Genomic DNA, 18,489 nt, shown 5'->3' with positions numbered 1-18,489 from the left:
GAAAATTATAAATATTGAATTTTCCTTAAAGTCATTGCCTGTTTTTACATCTATACCTGTTGCGCAACTGTATTAATAATTAAATGCGCTCTTTCGTCGAAGCTATACCCCAACTCATTCAAGATATCTTGAGTATTTGCTGCCACCGGATTTACCGGATTGCAATGCCCAACTGTGGTCTTGCTAAACTTAGGTGCAGGACTGGGCTGAACAATATTATTGACAACTGTATAAGTACCTCGGCTTTGATTATGGGGATGCTTTGGCGCTTCAGCCAAACTTAAAACAGGTGCAAAACATGCATCTGTACCTTCAAAAATCGCACACCATTGATCACGGGTTTTGGTGAGAAAAATATCGGTCAAGCGCTGTTTCAATGCTGGCCATTTTTTCGCATTCCATTGTTGCTTGAATTCAAGATCATCTGTTAATTCCAATTTTTCCAGCAACAGTGCATAAAACTGCGGTTCCATGGGACCAATTGAAATGTATTTATCATCTGAACATTGATAACTGTCATAAAAATGAGCACCACCGTCCCCATTATTGGTTCCAGCTTGATCATTCCATAAACCCACAGAATGCCAACCCTGAATTAAAGCGGTTAATAATGCCGAACCATCGGTGATTGCAGCATCCACCACCTGCCCTTCACCGGTTTGTTTAGCATGTAAAGCTGCCGCTAAAACGCCATATACCAGTAACATTCCACCACCACCAAAATCACCAATTAAACCTGGCGTGGGTGTAGGCTGGCCCTGAGCACGTGCTGTTGAATGCAAAGCACCGGTCAAAGCAATATAATTAATATCGTGTCCAGCTGCCTGGGCCAATGGTCCGGTTTGCCCCCATCCTGTTACCCGTCCATAAACCAATTTTGGATTACGGGCGTGGCAAATTTCTGGGCCTAAACCTAAGGATTCCATCACACCAGGACGAAAACCTTCAATTAGAATATCAGCGCTTTCAATCAGCTTTAATGCGATTTCAATGGCTTGAGGTTTTTTTAAATCCAGTGCAATTGACTCACGTCCACGGGCCAATACATCACTATCCCGTGCTGTTAGAGACGCCATGCCATCTTGTTTAGAAGGCTTGATCAGGCGATCAATACGAATCACCCGAGCCCCTTGATCTGCAAGTAACATTGCTGCAAAAGGTGCAGGTCCAAGACCTGCAAACTCAATTACCGTTAAGTGTGACAGTGGTCCTGAACGCGTCATTAAGCAGCCACCTCACTACCGACTTCCACAGCACGACCTTCTACACCTACAGTCTTATTGCTGATGAGGAATGCTTCATTTAATTCAATGCCATAACCCGGACCTTCATTCGGATAACACATGCCATTTTCAAACTTCGGAATGTTGAGTGCGATATCTGTACCGACTTTAATGTTTTTACTTTCCATCGTACCGTGAATCAATAACGGGCCAATGGATTCATTCAGACCTTGAGATGCCCATTCATTTGCAACCCAAAGATGTGCCGCTGGACTATGTTCTAGGCCAGAACCGATCATACAACCACAATGAACAGGTAAACCTGCCAAACGCGCCATGGTTAACCAACGCTGAGCTTTTACCAATCCGCCTACTTTTTGAAGTTTGATGAATAGGCCATCAGCTGCACGACGATCAATAATTTCTTTAAGGTTATAAAGTTCTTGAGCAGATTCATCGGCATAAATTGGGGTTTTGACCTGTGCACGCAAACGCGCCATACCTTCAATATCCCAATGTGCTAGCGGCTGTTCAATTAAGTCGAGGCCAGCAGAATCGATACGACGAATCACATGAAGTGCTTTTTCATAACTCCAGAAGCCGTTTGCATCAATTGTTAATACTGCATCTTGACCTACGGTGTCACGTACCGCATGAACCATATCAATATCGTCTTGTAATGTACCGTGACCGATTTTCATTTTAAACAATTCAAAACCCAGCGCTTTAGCTTTCTGTGCTTCAGCCGCAACATCTTCAGGTTTACCCGCAGACAATACCCAACCTTGACGTGAGCCTTCAGTGGTACGTCCACCCAGCAAGTCATATACAGGTACGCCGTATAGTTTTCCTTTCAAATCATGTAATGCGAAGTCGACCGTTGCTTTAGCTTGATTGTTATCGCGCACCAACAGATCCATTTTTGCCACAATTTTTTCGATGTTACGAGGATCTTCACCAATTAAAATACGCGGTGCAATGACACGGGTAATCATCGCAATAATTGATTCTTGTAATTCACCACGGTACCAAGAAGAGGTATCACCGGAATCTGAAAAACCTACCGTACCGTCATCTGCAGTAATTTTTAAAACCACACTATCAATAGAGGTAATGCGCGTATTTGGCATAATCACAGGTTTTTTTAATGGGGTAGAAACTGGGAAACATTCTACTTTTACGATTTTTGGCATGATTAAATCCCTTTCCTTTTGAAAATTTCTGCGTGTCAAAACGCAAATTTTAGTGTCTATTCGCTTAGACCTACTTGCTTATATCCAGCTTTGAAAGACTGATATAAGATCCATTTTTAAAAACAACTCAGCGCAAAATAATGTTCTTCACTGATAAAAAATCTTTTTAACAATTTGGTCATTTTTGAGATTTCATTCATTAGAAATATAAAACTTCAGACCTGTCCTGCAGTAATGTAATTTCGATTTTCCTAAAAGTCAACCAACAAGTTGGTTGAATAAATAATAAATCAACCAACCTGTTGGTTGACAAAGTTGTAATATTTGTTAAAACTAGGTTTTATCAGAACAAGTGTTTGGCTCAGAGTACGTTTTAGCAGGCTGAGTCATTCAATATTTAGCTAATTTAATGTGAAATAAAAAAGGATTGCCCCATGATTTATGGATATCGCTCGCCATGGATGACAGAAGAACTGGACCAGTTACGTGTTACCGCACGTCGTTTTTTTGAACAAGAAGTTGCACCACATGCTGAAAAATTTCGTAAACAGCATTTTATTGATCGTGAAATTTGGGAAAAAGCAGGAGAACTCGGTTTACTGTGTATGAGTGTTCCCGAAGAATATGGTGGCTTGGGTGCATCCTTTGCCCATGAAGTCATTATGATGGAAGAACAAGCGCGTATCTGTGATACCACGTTTGGTTTTATTCCAGGTTCATTGAACAGCCCGGGTTTCTTTTTGGGCACAGCTACACACGAACAACTGTTAAAGTGGATGCCAGGTATTGCTACAGGTAAAAAAATGATTGCTGTTGCGATTACCGAGCCTGATGCAGGAACGGACGTAAAGGCACTCAGAACTACTGCACGTCGTGATGGTGATGAATATGTTCTGAACGGTTCTAAAACGTTCTGTACGCTTGGCGATCAAGCGGATTATATTCTGGTTGCTGCACGTACCGGCGATTCGGGCTCAGGTGCGCGTGGAATTTCTTTATTCATGGTCGAAAAAGATAAATGTCCAGGCTTTAAAGTAAATAACATCATTGATAAAATTGGGCAAAATGCCTTAAATACTGCTGAAATTTTCCTAGATGATGCACGTGTTCCGGTCGAAAATTTAATTGGTGGTGAAGAAGGAAAAGGCTTCTTTCAGTTAATGGATGTATTCACCCGTGAACGTTTATCAATTGGTATCGTGGGCATTGCGTGTGCAGAACGTGCCATTGAGATGACAGTTGAACATGCTAAAAACCGTAAAATGTTAGGGAAAACCCTATGGGATTTCCAAAACACTAAATTTGAATTGGCGGAATGTTTAACCGAAGCACGTGTGGGTCGAGTATTTATTGACACGATTATCAATGATTTAGTTGAAGATAAAGAACTACAGCCAAATGATGCCATGATGGCAAAATGGTGGGGCTCACAAAAACAATGTGAAATTATCGACCGTTGTTTACAGCTGTTTGGTGGCTATGGTTACTGTACAGAATATCCAATTGCACAATTGTATATGGATGCACGAGTAGCAAAAATTTACGGTGGCTCTAATGAGACCTTAAAAGATGTGATTGCACGTTCAATGTAAAAAATAGCAGATATAAAAAAAGAGGCATCTATTGCCTCTTTTTTTATTTAACAATTTAATTGATTTAATCCGTATTAAAATATTAATTCTTTATTTTAAAAGCTCTTAAGCTTATTTTCAGCAAGACCAGACTGGATCAGACAGTCTTCAACATGAGGTACAATTCGTGAGGCTGTTGGCTCTGAAACCCCATAACTCGTAGCAAGGTGAAATAAAGTTCGGTATTCACGCCAATAGATTATGCACAGAAGAACCTGATTCTCTACGCTTCACTGGGGTGGTCTGCCTTTAGCTGGAACCTGCTTGCTCCATTGCTCAACCTACATAGAAGGTTGATCATGAGATGCCCGTATATCGCTTAAACTGTGTTGCAGAAAGCTTCTTTGCATCGATGTATTTCATCCGCAGATTATGCACAAATGCCAAGAAGGTTAGAGTACAAATATCAACCAAAAAGAGGGTCGTTTTTTGATTTATGAAAGAAATCTCATGAAGAAAAATTAACGTTAAATTATACGAAACACAAAAGCTTAAAATCTTGGAATTTTTTACACTTTATTAAAGCAATACATGTTTAGTTCACTAAAAATGAATAGCGCTTTGCAAATGAATAAAATGTCTTATTTTAAGCTTCTGTTAAAGGACTGTCGGTTTATGGTGTGGTGTAGAGATTAAGCTTTAAGACCATTAATCATGGTATTCATGAAAGTATCTGTAATTTCAGAAATCGTGATTTTTGAGTCCTCTTTATACCATCTTGGTACCCAGTTTAATGCCCCGAATAACATTGAAGAAATAATACGAGGCGAACACGGCTTAATTTTACCATCAGCAATGCCTTCTTCAATCAGTGCACGCACCGTTAAATCTAAACGTCGTTGGAATTTTCTAATTTCATCACTCGAATAAACATCTAACGGACGCGCACCGACAAGCAACATACAGCGACCAAATACATTATTTTGTGCCATCGCCAAACTTGAAGCAAATTTTATCAGGCGATCAAATACACACACCTCTTTGTTGTTCATTTCTTCAATCAGTAAATCTAAATCTTTAAAGGACAACTGTAAGCATTCAAATAAAATACTCTCTTTATTTGAAATATAATGATAAAGCGTCGCTTTATGAATACCGACATGCTCAGCAATTAAATCCAAAGAGGTTGCCTCATACCCTAAGGTTGAGAACAACTCTGCAGCAGTCGTTAAAATTAATAAGCGTTTGTCTTCATGACGTGCATCTGTACTTGGACGACGTTTGCGTGGTTGACGTGTTTTCGCAACCAAGCCACTCGCGCTTAAATCTTTCGTCATTTCAATTTTTTCTGTTTCTAATTCAGACATTTAGTAATCCTAAAAATAAAATCATGATCAAGCTGGCTCAAACAAACTGTATGAATGAGTGCATTTAAATAAAAGTAGGCAGATGAAAGCAAACAATAAATATTTAAAACCCATCAGAGAACATTTTAAATATTTATTCCATCAGCAGTTTACCACTTAAATATCAATCAACTATTTGGTAGTATTATAAATAAATTGCATTTTTTTAATAGTACTTATTTTATAAAGCCTAGAACACTTAATTTTCTCATAAAAAGCCATAATCCACCGGAGTGGATTATGGCTATAAATCAATACATCATTGCAAATTATTTATTCAAAAAAGATTTACGCTGCATATAAAATCCCATTTTCAAGTAACTGCGCAATACGTTGGTTATCCCACCCCATTTCATTCAAAATTTCCCGAGTATGTTCACCGAGTTTAGGCGCACGAACACGCACCTCTCCTGGGGTAAGTGACATTTTTACAGGAATGCCCGGTACTGCTGTTGGGGTTGCCGTTCCAGGGTGATCCACTAGAGGCAACATATTCCGTGCAGCAAAATGCTCATCATTGAAAATGTCTTCACCAGTATAAATCGGACTAAATGGAACACGACCACCAAAAAGTTCCTTTAACTCTAACTTGGTTTTCAGTACGGTGTATTTTTCAATTTCCGCATTGAGTTCCAGATGATTTGTCCAACGCAAGCCTTCATTTAAATATTTGGCTTCAGTTTTTAATTCAGGACAACCGAGTAAATCGCACAATAAATGAAATTGTGGATCGTGCGGTGCAGCAATCGCAATCACACCATCTTTCACTTTAATGGTGCCAAAAGGTGCCAACCCCGGAATCCCGTTACCGACGGGCTTTGCAGAAACCCCTAAGTATGAAAACTGACTGACAACAATTTCAGACAGTGCCAAAATACTGTCGGTCATCGCCACATCTACATATTGACCTAAGCCTGTATTTTTCGCATGCAATAAAGCAGAAACTGTTCCAAATGCTGCGAATAATCCAGAGACCGTATCACCAGCGCCACCGCCCACTTTGACAGGATGATCCGCATCCATACCGGTTACGCCCATCCAGCCACCCATGGCTTGAGCGACGATATCGAATGCAGGCCAGTTTTTATATGGGCTTTCTCCGCCAACACGGTCACCAAAACCGCGAATAGAGGTATAAACAAGACGTGGGTTGATTTCTTTTAGTACCTCATAACCCAAACCCATTTTTTCGAGTACGCCAGCACGATAGTTTTCAACTAGACCATCAGCATTTTTAACCAGCTCAAGCAATGCTTCACGCCCTAATTCAGTCTTCAGGTTTAATGAAATAGAACGCTTATTGCGGTTACAGGACTGAAATAGCCCACCAAAGAATTTGTCTTGATCATCAGCACGGAATGGTCCCATTTTACGGAAAAAATCACCTTCTAATGGTTCGACTTTAATTACATCCGCGCCATGATCGGCTAGCATTTGTGAACAAAATGGACCAGCCAAGGCATGCGTTAGATCAAGAATACGTAATCCTTTTAAAGATCCCTGATGATTACTTTCCATAAACACTCCGTTGTTATTTTTTAAATCAACCAAATAGTTGGTTAATTGATTATCAGCTAATTCGGCATCACTGTAAAACAGTTTTTACAAATTTTAGACTAAAGTTAAGAAAAAAATATTTATAAAAAAAGCAGAATGAATAAGCATTTTCTACCTATTTATTCTGCCCGTTTAAGCGATTATATTTAAGCAGTTTTAGGCTTAGTCTGTAGCGTTACCCAATGCGTACGGGTAAATTCTTCAATAATCCAGTGCCCATTAAAGCGACCTAAACCAGAGTTTTTCTCACCACCAAAAGGTGCATGTGACTGATCATCGACAGTAATGTCATTAATATGCGTCATCCCTGCTTCAATCCCGAGCGCAAAATTCACTCCACGCTCATGATTGGTGGTGCATACTGCACTGGATAAACCATATTCCGTATCATTGGCCAACTCTAAAGCGTGTGCTTCATCACGCGCTTTAATCACCGGTAAGATTGGACCAAAGCTTTCTTCACGTGCCAATGCCGATTGCGGGTCGACATCAATAAAGACATGGGGCGGAATGACTTGACCTTGTGTCTCTCCCCCTATAATCATTTGAGCATTTGAAGCTTTCGCTTGCGCAATAATTCGTTCAATATTTCGAACTTGGCTTTGATTAATGATGGGTCCAATGAGGGTACCCATATCATCTGGATCACCTATCACCAATTCTTTTACTTTATGTCCAAGCAGGGCCACAAAATCATCATAGATTTTTGCATCGACAATGACCCGGTTGGTACTCATGCAGATCTGGCCTTGATGCAGAAACCGGCCAAGCACTGTCAGTTCAACTGCTTGTTCTAAATTGGCATCATCAAGCACCACCATAGGTGCATTTCCACCCAGTTCAAGTGCAATTCGTTTAAGGTATTTTCCACCCACAGCCAGTTGGCCGACTCGCTTGCCAATCTCGGTTGAACCGGTAAATGAAATTAAACTTGGTACTGCATGCTCGACAAAGTAATCACCGATTTCACTTCCCGCACCCACAACGACATTGAGTACCCCTGCAGGAAAACCAGCTTCTTCAAAAATTTTGGCTAACAGTGTCCCACCCGTAACCGGGGTATCACTTGCTGGCTTGAGGACAACCGTATTTCCTAGTGCCACGGCAGTAATGACAGAACGCATACTCAGGTGAAATGGAAAATTCCACGGGCTAATCACCCCAATAACACCCAATGCTTTTCGATAAATCCGGCTTTGCTGATGTGGCACACTGGTCGGCAAAATTTCGCCATTCACCCGTAATGGAAAAGTTTTTGCTTCAGCGGTGATGCCTTGTGCCGCAGCTAATTCGATTGATGCTTTTAAGCGGGTACTTCCTGACTCACGAATAATCCAGTCAATAATTTCTTCACCCCGCGCTTTTAGAATCTCTTCTACACGTTGAATCAGCGCAATTCGTTCTGCAGGTGAGGTTTTCTCCCATGCAGATTGCGCGGATTTTGCTGCTGTATATGCAGCATCTAAATCCGCTGTATTTGCCAATTGAAATTGGTGAATGAGCTCTTGATTATAGGGATTAATATTATCGGCTTGGCGTGTCGATGATCCATTGATCCATTGACCGTGAATATATTGATGATTTAGTTCGGTATAAATGTTAGAAGAACCCATAAAATAAATCCTTGTATCTCTACTCTGTTTATTGTCAACGATTGCTGACAATAAACATAAGTTAAATAAATCGAAAAAGCAATCAACTATTTGGTTGGTTAATTAACCAAAAAAATATTTAAAATTTCAGCTATTAAAACTTATAAGTATAGTTGGTATAAAAACGGTGCTCATCCAGTTTAATACCACTATTTTCAAAGTCAGTTTTAATTAACATATATTGAAAGCCTAATCCCTTGAATAATCCTTCTTTAATTCCATAGTTGACAACGATATTAAATTCGCTTTCTTTGACATCATCAATGGTGGGATGCTTGATATGATCCGCCATGATATAACGTGTCATAAAATACAAACCATCTATGCCCATAGCTGCAAAATCATAGTCATAACGGAACTGAACGGAGCGCTCTTTTGCTTTATAGAAACTGATGCTGCCCCATTGGGTTAAAAATGGTGCGGGCGTCCAACCACTGAGTAAAGGAAATGCCGTTTCACCCGACATCTGTTGATAACCTAAACCAAATTTGTGCGGACCATAACTGAGCATACTCATAAAGTTATATGCCTGATTATCAATTTCACCCTGTAAGCTACTCCCTGCATCCTGGGTATCAAAGACACGAAAATCAGTGATTAAGCGAGTCGTGTCATTAAATTTATGCTGATGTTTTAAGCCGACATAATGTTGGTTATAAATATCTTCCAGTCCCCCATAGAAATATGAGGCATCCAAGTTTGGATTCACTTTGTAATCCAGCCCAAAAACATTTAAACCGTCTGAAAATTCACCTGTTTTATTGACGTCTAAGCTCAGTTTTTTATAATCATCTCTATCACGTGCTTGAATCCGGGTAATTCGACCGGCAGTAATCTTGGTATTTTCAATATCATTCGATTCAAGCATGAGACCTTTAAAAGTTGTCGGCAAATTTCGACTGTGGTCAATATGAACCACCGGAAGCTTAGGCATCAATTGCCCGTAACGCACTTCGGTTTTAGCTATTTTGGCTTTTAAAGTTAATCCCAATTGGGTCTGGTCTTGTTCTTGCTTTCCAGTCACAGGATCATTCGGCATGGTTCCATCACGCACCAATTCATTGTCATTTTTGATTATACGCTCTGCATGCATAACCGTTCCATCCAGACCAAAAGCAACTGGACCGATTGGCTCTGCATAACCCGACTTAATACTTAATGATGCACTTTGAGACCAATGCTCGAACTCTGGTACAGGTTGGGTATCAGGAATACGGTGCATATAAAAGTTACGGAAATCTAACTGTACCTGTGCATCTTTGACCACATCTGCCTGTACCATTCCTGAAGAACAGATGAGACACCCCAACGATAAAAGTTTTAGTTTAAACATGTTAGCAATCCTCTTTGCTTGATTTTCAACTTTCCATAGTTGCAATGGTGGATCTATCCAAATTCATCCTCAGGATGTTAGATACACCGTTTCTGATTTTGTTTTTAGGACAATATCCATTGCATTATTAATATTTCGTTATTCATTTCCTTGAACAACACTTCCGTGATCCTACGAAATTCCTTCTTATATTCTGTTTCAATCCTATGAAAATCAGAACTATAAGAAGCTAAACAACATCCCTGTCGTAAAGCCCACCTGTTATGCGACTTTGACTGTAATGCCTGTCAGGCCATCCACATCAGCTCGCATTTCATCTCCCGGTAATACTGCGCCCACACCTTCAGGTGTTCCTGTAAAAATCAAATCGCCTTGTTTCAATTCAAATAAAGTTGATAAATTGGCAATTGTTTCAGCAACATTCCAAATCAAATGGCTGATATCACTACGCTGTTGGGTTTCACCATTCACGGTAAGGTGAATATCAGCGGCATTTAATTCACCCACATCGGCCAAACGATGGATTGGGCCCACGGGTGCCGAGTAGTCAAATGCCTTACCGACTTCCCATGGACGACCCTTTTCACGTTGTGCGATTTGTAAGTCACGACGGGTCATATCCAAGCCCACTGCATAGCCATAGATATATTCAGCAGCTTGCTCGACTGAAATATTTTTCCCATCTTTACCAATGGCTACGACCAATTCGATTTCATAATGGTAATTCGACGTTAAAGGCGGATAGGGAATAGTGACTGTTTCGCCCGCAGGTACAGGTACAATAGACTCTGCATCATTCGGCTTACAAAAGAAAAAAGGCGGCTCACGGTCTGGATCAAAACCCATTTCACGGGCATGTGCAGCATAGTTACGGCCAACACAATAGATACGACGTACTGGAAATAATATATCGCTATCTTTTATCGGTATGCCGACCACTGGCATTGGCTTAAATACAAAACTCATCATCTACTTCCTTGATTTTATTGGTTGCTCTATGCTTTAAACGGCATCTGGTTGATTATGTGGGGCTGCCGCCTGAAATTCAGGCAAAGCCATACATGTGTTGTAAATCTTTTGAATAATTGGGTATTGACTTAAATTAACCTGAAATCGTTTTGAGGATTCAACCTGTGGAACCAGATACGCATCTGCCAAAGTAGGGGTATTTCCAACACAGAAATCCCCTCGCCCACGGTCTCTATCCAGTAACTGTTCTAAAGCATCAAAACCTTCTTCAATCCAATGCTGGCACCATGTGAGTACTTGCTGTTCATCTAATTGCAACGGCCCACGCAAGTATTCCAAAACACGTTTATTGTTAATCGGATGAATATCGCAGCCCACCAACGCAGCTATTGCACGTACTTTGGCACGTTCCAATTCATCTTTAGGCAATAAGACAGGCTCCGGATATTCAGCCTCTAACCATTCAATAATGGCTGGACTCTGAATCATCAACTGATCATTGACTTGCAATACAGGAACAAAGCCTTGCGGGTTAATGTCCTGAAAACCCAGCTGCTTATGTTCGTTTTTCATCAAAGACACAGGCAATAATTCATAATCAATCTTCTTAAGATTCATTACGATCCGGGTACGATGCGAGGTTCCGCTTCGGAAAAAGCCATACATTTTCATGCTGCTGATCCCGTGTAATGTTTTGCTGCATCTAAACAGTTTTCAACATTCCAGCCATACAGCCATTCCATCGCATCATAAAACCGTTCATTGGGACGCCCACGCCATAAATCATTGCGCACCATGCGCTGAACACCTTTGGCATGGTAAATCTTGCCCATTTCTCGAGAGGACAAAACAATACGTGCGGTACGCGCAACACGTGCACATTGGTAAATTTGAAAGGCTTGTTGAATATTATTGTTGCTGATACGCAGGGCTTCACCCAAAGTCACTGCATCTTCCATCGCCATACAGGCACCTTGTGCCATATATTGTGTGGTTGGATGTGCTGCATCTCCCAGTAAAGTTATACGTCCATAACTCCATTGATCGATAGGCTCACGGTCTGCTGTTGCCCAACGTTTCCATGATTTGGGTAACTCAATCAATTTGCGGGCTTTCGGACAGATGCCCTGGAAATAAGAAAGTACTTCTTCTTTTGAGCCGTCTTTTACGCCCCATTCTTCTTGTTCACGGCTATGGAAGGTCACCACGACGTTATATTCTTCGCCGCCTCGTAATGGATAATGAACCAAGTGACAATTTGGTCCTACCCAGATACTGGCCGCATTCCACTGCAACTCTTCAGGAAATTCACTCTTTGGAACCACGGCACGGTAAACCACATGCCCTGTTACTAAAGCTGGATCACCCACATATTTTTCACGGACAACTGACTTAACCCCATCGGCACCTATAAGTGCTTGCCCAGTATAAATTTTTCCATTTTGATCTGTAATGGTGACACCAGTATCGTCTTGTTCCACATCAGTGATACGACAATTGGTGATGATTTCAATTTCACCGCGTTCTTGTGCACCTTCCACCAGAGAGCTATGAATATCTGCACGGTGGATCACTGCATACGGATTACCAAAGCGCTTTAAAAATGCATCACCTGTATCAATACGTCCAACTTGATATTCATCAATTGCATCATGCATGACCATATAATCTGTATAGACAGCCCTCCCTCGAGCTCGGTCACCAATTCCCAACGCATCAAATGCATTAAAGGCATTTGGCCCGAGCTGAATGCCTGCACCAATTTCTCCAATTTCTGCTGCCTGTTCAAAAACCTGAACTTTAAAACCTTGTTTGGCCACTGCGAGGGCAGCTGCAAAACCGCCTATGCCACCGCCTGCAATCAAAATTGGACTTTGCTGATTTGTCATGTTTTCATCCTTTAAAAACAGATTTAATTACGTTCACGCACTGAATAAAGGTCGAGTTTCTTTTGAATCGGTGCCTCATCGGCAATAAAAATGAAACATGGCTCACTAGAGTTATTGATTAAATCGACCTGTGCAAAACATGGAGCACATGCGGTATCGGCTTTTTCTAGATTGAAAGTGTCAGTACCAATTTGCAGTTCTACCTGTCCCTCAATAACATGAAAAACTTGTGCTGCCGAACATGGACTCATTTGAATGGTTTCATTTGCTCGCACCATAACTGCTGAGTAGCCAATAATTTTTTGGCAGTCGTCCCCTGTTTCCGGATTGACATATGCCACTTGAATGGGGCCTTGTGATTGGGCTTCAGCTAAATCATTAAGTAATTGTTTGGCTTCCGCCCAGGGATAACGAAGCATTGGATAATTATTTTTTGCCCGAATGTGATGTTGAGTCGGAACTAAACCTTTGCCATAACGTGATTTTGTGCCGGTATTCGTTACTGGTTGGCATTCCCCACCTTCTACATAAGACGCTTCCATGTAGTAGACCAAAGGTAAATCAAGTACATCTAGCCAAATGACAGGTTCATCTCCATCATGACCATGTTCATGCCACAGACCCGATGGCGTAAGGATCAAATCGCCATGCGACATTGGGCATTTTTCACCTTCGACCGTGGTATAGGCTTTTTCACCTTCTACTATAAGACGCACTGCATTCGGTGTATGGCGGTGTGCGGGTGCCCATTCTTTTGGCAATAGCAATTGCATCCCAAGATAAATGACCGAAGTCGCGCGCATATTTTCTAAACCATGACCAGGATTGGCTAAAACCAGTACGCGGCGTTCGGCTTTCTCGATCGGCGTTAATTCTCCAGCTTCAATCAGCAATGGCTTGATGTCTTTAAATTTCCAGGAAATCGCCTGAGTATGGGGAATCGGTTTTAATGGGGGTAATACATTGCGAAGACTTGGCCACAATGGAACCAGATTCTTCTGTGTCAGGTCTGCAACATAACGTGTTGGCAGATCCTCTAATCTAGCAAGTTGTTCCATTTTCATCCCTAATATAATAATACCAACCAATCAGTTGGTTGTTTTATTTATTATAATAATTTTTATTATTAAATCCAGAGATTCTGACAATATTTTTATACGCTTCAGGATGTTAAAATAAATTGTTTAAATTCAATATTTTAATTACATATAGATCTTTCAAAAATTATTTTAAGCAGCTCCAAGTTATAAATTCCTGCGATTAAATGAAAGCAGAAACCTCATTTCTTGCTTCCATTTCGATCAGTTAAGACTCTAAATAACTTTAAATCACCAAAAATATCTTTTACACATATAGCTGTTTTATTGATTTTTAGGATTATATGTCTTAACTCAATTATGGATAATGTCCCCTTTAACAAAGGGAAAAGGCTTCAGGAGTTGTTCGCTATGCAGAGCATTACATCCATATGCCATGAGCTCAGATAGGATTAGGCCAATCCCAGCCTAAGCGTTTTTCTATATCAGGCGCATCACGTTGAACCCCACGATAAATCGTAGTGTGATCAACATTTACACCACATTCGGCAAGCATTTCCTCAAGTTCACCATAGCTAATGCCATAGTTACAATACAGCGCACAGCCCAAAGCATGGTCTCAGCCTGAAAATACCGACCATGGACGGGTTCATATGCTGAACCTTGAGCTAAAAACTATTCAGCTTACTCGGAGTGGTTATTTGCAACAGTGCTGGAAATATCTCAATTTGGTTTGATCCCACTCCTCAATTTGGAAAAAGTGGTCTGGGCATCAACGCCGAAGCTTGTTGGAAACAAAGATACATTGCATCAAATTATTAGGAGATAAACTCAGTGCCAGCAACTTTCCGATTCAGGTGAATGAGATTCATGCAGGTGTAGCTGTGTTAAATAAATTCACCGAATTAGCTCGACTTTACCCCCAAGTTCTGTCTTAAATTTCATTTTCTTAGGGTGATTTTAATTTTTAAATTTTTGTGCAACAAAGCCTCAATTAAGTGAGATGCGAGTGTTAAAAATCATGCAGACACTTTAGACGTGTATTGCAGTAACAATTTATCTTAGGCTGATTGTGCCAGTTTCGGAGAGATTGAATAGTTAACTGCGATTACGCAGCTACTTTTTTAAAATGAGTAAATAATAAAATCTAACTATAGATGAAATAAATTTATTACAATCACCCTGATAACAAGAAGGATATACCTTGTGCGCCACTCTTATCATCTTGAAAAACATTACATCGAACGTGCGGGATGGTTGCGTGCAGCTGTGCTGGGGGCAAATGACGGGATTATTTCAGTCACCAGTCTCGTAGTGGGAATAGCAGCCAGTGGAGCATCCACTCACACTTTACTGGTGACCTGTGTCGCCGGATTAATATCGGGGGCTGCATCGATGGCGGCGGGTGAATATATTTCCGTTAAATCACAACAAGACATTGAAAAGAATGATCTACAGATGGAAGAGCGTGAACTGCAACGCCATCCTGAACATGAATTAAATGAGCTAAAAAATATTTATATACAGCGTGGATTACAACCCGCTTTAGCGCAAGAAGTCGCGCAACAACTCACTGCACACAATGCTTTAGATGCACATGCGCGTGATGAAATTGGGATTTCAGATCATAACTCTGCCCAACCCTTTCGTGCTGCATTCTCTTCAGCCATTGCATTTACTATAGGCTCATTATTTCCTTTAATTTCAATTATGTTGCTGCCTGAGCAATACTTAGAGAAAGGCGTCATGCTGATTGGGGTATTAAGTCTTGGAATTATGGGGGCTTTGGCCAGTTATGCGGGTGGTGCAAGTATTTTGAGAGGTTCGATTCGGGTCATGCTTTGGGGAATTATCGCCATGTTATTCAGTGCTTGGATCGGATCCTTATTTAATGTTGCGGTGGCTTAAGATACCTTTTTATATGACCCGAATACGTCCAATCCCATACGAGGTATAGATAATAGGTCTATAAAAATATTTGACATGCTTTATATCGATAAAGCATGTCGTTCTGGGTGAACCATATGCCTATTTTTTAGGGTTATAGATTTAAATCATTTCATTTTTTTAAAAAACATACTTTTTAATACATTATCTTTAAAAATAAAATGGTGGATTAATGCAGCACAGGCATGTAAACCTATGACTGTAATAAAGAAGTTACCTAAAAATTGATGTATCTGACCAATATATTTAACTTCTCTAACACTGCTCAAAAGTGGCAAGTTTAAAGATAAAACTTTGAAATTATCAGTGAAACTCGATAATGCAAGCCAGCCCGCTATCGGAACGCCACATAAACTTAAGTAAAGCGTAAATCTGACAATTTTAAATAATTTTATTTGATACGCATTAATGATCTCATTTTGAGGAATACTTCTTTTATAGAGAAAAATAAAACTCAACCTCACGAAAAATAGAATAAATATTGAAATTCCACCTATCACATGAATCTGGCCCTGCAAGCCTGTTCTTGTTGGATCTCCACTCGTCAAATATACAATCACAACTAAAACAAAGGTAATCCAATGCATTATTATCATAGGTTTTGGATAGTTATTGTTCATGATTTTTCCTGATTTCTAAATATTTATATAAAACTGAACCGATAAGTGGACAACAATATACTCCAGAATTTAAAAATGAAGCTGATAAATTGAGATTGAACCTGGATATTCTGTCACTGAGCTTGCAAAATGTTTAGGTGTATCACAGCATTTATAAATGGTTAAAGGTAGTACAGCCTTTGAATGGGTTTTTAAGGTATTGATCATATTTCACCCTATTCATCAGCTAAACTTAATTGAGTCACCCATTTTTATTCAGTCAATTTTCGGCTTTTAAATAGCGATATCCTGCTTGGCGACTAATCTCAAATGCCGGAGCTAATGCTATAGTCATCATTTCAATGACTTTGTCTTTAAAACTTTTGAATATCCCCTGCTTCTCTTGTTCTATATTTTTTAGTCTTTGGCTCTATATTTAAACCTGGCTCAAACGGTATTGAATTTCAGCACACAGTTCAGCCACAAGCAGATGAAACTGTGGTCATTAAAAATCACATCAACACGTTATTCAATACGAATCTCAAAGAAATTTTAGATACCAATGGAAGTGACTGAGTTAGTCGTGATTGGTGCTATGAGCCATATATAGGTTAACGCTGCTGTTGGTGCTGCTTCTGATTTTGGTTATAAAGTAAAAGTTATTCATGATGCTTGTGCAACGCTAGACCTAGAATTTAATGGCATCAAAGTACCTGCTGGCCATGTCCATGCAACTTTAAGTAAACAGAATCGGACTTTATTATTTCTGTACTATCTCTGAGTTGATGGATTCTATCCTTTTTAAAGCTGAAATCCTTGCACTATTAGCAATAATCAGTTTTTTAAGTGCACTCGTGCACAAATTTTACTCATTCATACTAGTTCTGCTAAGATTGGATTTACAAGAATTAAAATTTTCAAAAAATCTAATAAAATTAATGGTTATATTTATGAATAAACATACTGCTTTAGAAATTACCCAAAAGTTACGCTCTATTTATGTTCATCAAGTCAGAGTGGCTGAGCTATTCTTAAAAATAGGCGAAGTCACTAATCTTACCCCTCTCATCCTCACAGGAAATAAAACCGTTTTTTCTTTTAAAGAAACCGGGAGATCTCTCACTAAAGTTAAAAAGGACATTTCTGCTGTCAGAAGTACTTCACAAGCAGATGCAGTGTTGGCAGAGATCATTTCCGAGCTGGTCTAGATTTAAGGTCTTGCAACTGACCCTGCAGCGACTTTAATTCGTAGTTTTGATACAGATCTATCTCTGATTTAAAAATCGAGGCAATAAAAAAAACCTATCTTGATCTGTCCCTCAGAAGTCAGACAGTAAGTAATGAAAAAAGCTGAATTTCCTTATAGAAAATTCAGCTTTTTTACTTGTTAGTGAGGTTAACCCTCACTATTACTTCTGTTTTTTAAGCTGCTTTTTGAACTTATTTAACTTATTTTTGTGTTTTGAAATCTTTTCAAGACGTGCTTTGATCTTCTTTTTCAAGATTTTAACTTGCTTCGACATGATGTGACTCCTTGGTATGAATATCCGCTGACTGGTTTTTTTTCATAAAACTACGGATAAATTTTCTTAATTCTCTAGCGGCACTGGTGTCCATAGCTTCACACAATTGAATGAACTCATCACGTTCAGTGCTGTTAATGCGAATTAAGAGTTGCCCATCTTTTTTGTTGGCCTTTATTTTTTTGGGTTGATCAGTCATAAGATATTTATTCCCAAAGGCACTAATACAATAAAATGTATATACACTATATATACATTATAAAAGTTAAGCAACTATTTAATATATTGTTTTTTATTAAAAATATTTGTGATTACGAAATTATTTTTGCAAATTTTAAAAATACCGTCTGGGGGCTGCAGTAATATTTTTTTAGTATGTAAAAATCTCGGTATTCTTGATCGAATGGCAAATCGGACATTTCTATTCAGGGTTTGCAACTTTAATGAATATCTTAAGGTAACTTTACAGCCCCCCCAAAAGTAACGTTATGACAGCTTTAATCCTAGCTGTAAAATCAATACTTTAGAAGCTGTGGAACATTACCTTCGCAAAGGTCAAAGCAAGTCTTAGATTTATACGTGACATAAAA

At 39.6% G+C, this 18,489-nt stretch carries 15 protein-coding genes and 3 pseudogenes; 4 read left to right on the top strand and 14 right to left on the bottom strand.

Annotated features, from left to right (window positions below; genetic code table 11):
* Positions 1-50: 50 nt before the first annotated feature.
* Positions 51-1,223, bottom strand: a complete 1,173-nt coding sequence (locus tag AY606_RS13975) for a CaiB/BaiF CoA transferase family protein (RefSeq protein ID WP_067869955.1) — start codon at positions 1,221-1,223, stop codon at positions 51-53.
* Positions 1,223-2,416, bottom strand: a complete 1,194-nt coding sequence (locus AY606_RS13970; protein ID WP_067869952.1) for a mandelate racemase/muconate lactonizing enzyme family protein — start codon at positions 2,414-2,416, stop codon at positions 1,223-1,225. The genes AY606_RS13975 and AY606_RS13970 overlap by 1 nt, the downstream gene beginning before the upstream one ends.
* A 434-nt stretch (positions 2,417-2,850) precedes the next feature.
* On the opposite strand from AY606_RS13970, the gene AY606_RS13965 reads away from it, so the two are divergent.
* A complete protein-coding gene (locus AY606_RS13965; protein WP_067869949.1) occupies positions 2,851-4,008 on the top strand; it encodes an acyl-CoA dehydrogenase family protein in 1,158 nt (385 codons plus the stop codon).
* Between the two features lie 95 nt (positions 4,009-4,103).
* On the opposite strand, the pseudogene AY606_RS16945 reads toward AY606_RS13965, so the two are convergent.
* The 10 genes and pseudogenes from AY606_RS16945 to AY606_RS16210 all read right to left on the bottom strand — a co-directional run.
* Positions 4,104-4,265 (bottom strand): annotated as a pseudogene (locus AY606_RS16945) (helix-turn-helix domain-containing protein); the annotation flags it as partial.
* 414 nt (positions 4,266-4,679) lie between these two features.
* Positions 4,680-5,354, bottom strand: coding sequence for a TetR/AcrR family transcriptional regulator (locus AY606_RS13960; protein ID WP_067869945.1), 675 nt, complete (start codon positions 5,352-5,354; stop codon positions 4,680-4,682).
* 327 nt (positions 5,355-5,681) lie between these two features.
* Entirely contained in the window at positions 5,682-6,911 is a 1,230-nt protein-coding gene (locus AY606_RS13955) for a CaiB/BaiF CoA transferase family protein (RefSeq protein WP_067869942.1), read from the bottom strand.
* A 185-nt stretch (positions 6,912-7,096) separates the two neighbouring features.
* A complete protein-coding gene (locus AY606_RS13950; protein WP_067869939.1) occupies positions 7,097-8,563 on the bottom strand; it encodes an aldehyde dehydrogenase family protein in 1,467 nt (488 codons plus the stop codon).
* 133 nt (positions 8,564-8,696) lie between these two features.
* Complete coding sequence (locus tag AY606_RS13945) at positions 8,697-9,935, bottom strand: OprD family outer membrane porin (protein WP_067869936.1); 1,239 nt, start codon at positions 9,933-9,935, stop codon at positions 8,697-8,699.
* Between the two features lie 261 nt (positions 9,936-10,196).
* Positions 10,197-10,901, bottom strand: a complete 705-nt coding sequence (locus AY606_RS13940; RefSeq protein ID WP_067869933.1) for a fumarylacetoacetate hydrolase family protein — start codon at positions 10,899-10,901, stop codon at positions 10,197-10,199.
* 36 nt (positions 10,902-10,937) lie between these two features.
* The gene (gene maiA, locus AY606_RS13935; protein WP_067869930.1) at positions 10,938-11,576 is read right to left on the bottom strand and encodes a maleylacetoacetate isomerase; all 639 of its coding nucleotides are present in this window, start codon (positions 11,574-11,576) and stop codon (positions 10,938-10,940) included.
* Entirely contained in the window at positions 11,573-12,793 is a 1,221-nt protein-coding gene (locus tag AY606_RS13930) for a 3-hydroxybenzoate 6-monooxygenase (RefSeq protein ID WP_067869927.1), read from the bottom strand. Before AY606_RS13930 ends, maiA begins: the two co-directional genes overlap by 4 nt.
* A 23-nt stretch (positions 12,794-12,816) precedes the next feature.
* Positions 12,817-13,851: a cupin domain-containing protein gene (locus AY606_RS13925; protein WP_067869924.1), complete on the bottom strand. Its 1,035-nt coding sequence runs from the start codon at positions 13,849-13,851 to the stop codon at positions 12,817-12,819.
* Positions 13,852-14,255: 404 nt separating this feature from the next.
* Positions 14,256-14,445 (bottom strand): annotated as a pseudogene (locus AY606_RS16210) (IS6 family transposase); the annotation flags it as partial.
* A 131-nt stretch (positions 14,446-14,576) separates the two neighbouring features.
* Between AY606_RS16210 and AY606_RS15935 the strand changes: the two are divergent.
* Positions 14,577-14,768: pseudogene (locus AY606_RS15935) on the top strand (IS5/IS1182 family transposase); the annotation flags it as partial.
* A gap of 268 nt (positions 14,769-15,036) precedes the next feature.
* The gene (locus AY606_RS13920; protein ID WP_067869921.1) at positions 15,037-15,738 is read left to right on the top strand and encodes a VIT1/CCC1 transporter family protein; all 702 of its coding nucleotides are present in this window, start codon (positions 15,037-15,039) and stop codon (positions 15,736-15,738) included.
* Between the two features lie 146 nt (positions 15,739-15,884).
* On the opposite strand, the gene AY606_RS13915 is transcribed toward AY606_RS13920, so the two are convergent.
* The gene (locus AY606_RS13915) at positions 15,885-16,397 is read right to left on the bottom strand and encodes a cytochrome b (RefSeq protein ID WP_067869918.1); all 513 of its coding nucleotides are present in this window, start codon (positions 16,395-16,397) and stop codon (positions 15,885-15,887) included.
* Positions 16,398-17,326: 929 nt separating this feature from the next.
* On the opposite strand from AY606_RS13915, the gene AY606_RS16200 reads away from it, so the two are divergent.
* Positions 17,327-17,584 carry a hypothetical protein gene (locus AY606_RS16200; RefSeq protein ID WP_155858221.1) on the top strand — a complete coding sequence of 86 codons (258 nt, stop codon included), beginning with the start codon at positions 17,327-17,329 and terminating at the stop codon, positions 17,582-17,584.
* A gap of 298 nt (positions 17,585-17,882) precedes the next feature.
* Here the strand turns inward: AY606_RS16200 and AY606_RS13905 are convergent, their stop codons facing one another.
* Positions 17,883-18,098 carry a hypothetical protein gene (locus tag AY606_RS13905; protein ID WP_067869913.1) on the bottom strand — a complete coding sequence of 72 codons (216 nt, stop codon included), beginning with the start codon at positions 18,096-18,098 and terminating at the stop codon, positions 17,883-17,885.
* Positions 18,099-18,489: the final 391 nt, after the last annotated feature.

The sequence above is a fragment of the Acinetobacter sp. SFB genome (assembly GCF_001647545.1).
In the GTDB taxonomy this organism is placed as follows: domain Bacteria; phylum Pseudomonadota; class Gammaproteobacteria; order Pseudomonadales; family Moraxellaceae; genus Acinetobacter.
Note: the sequence above shows the minus strand (reverse complement) of the source record. Positions and strands in the feature narration are given on the sequence as shown.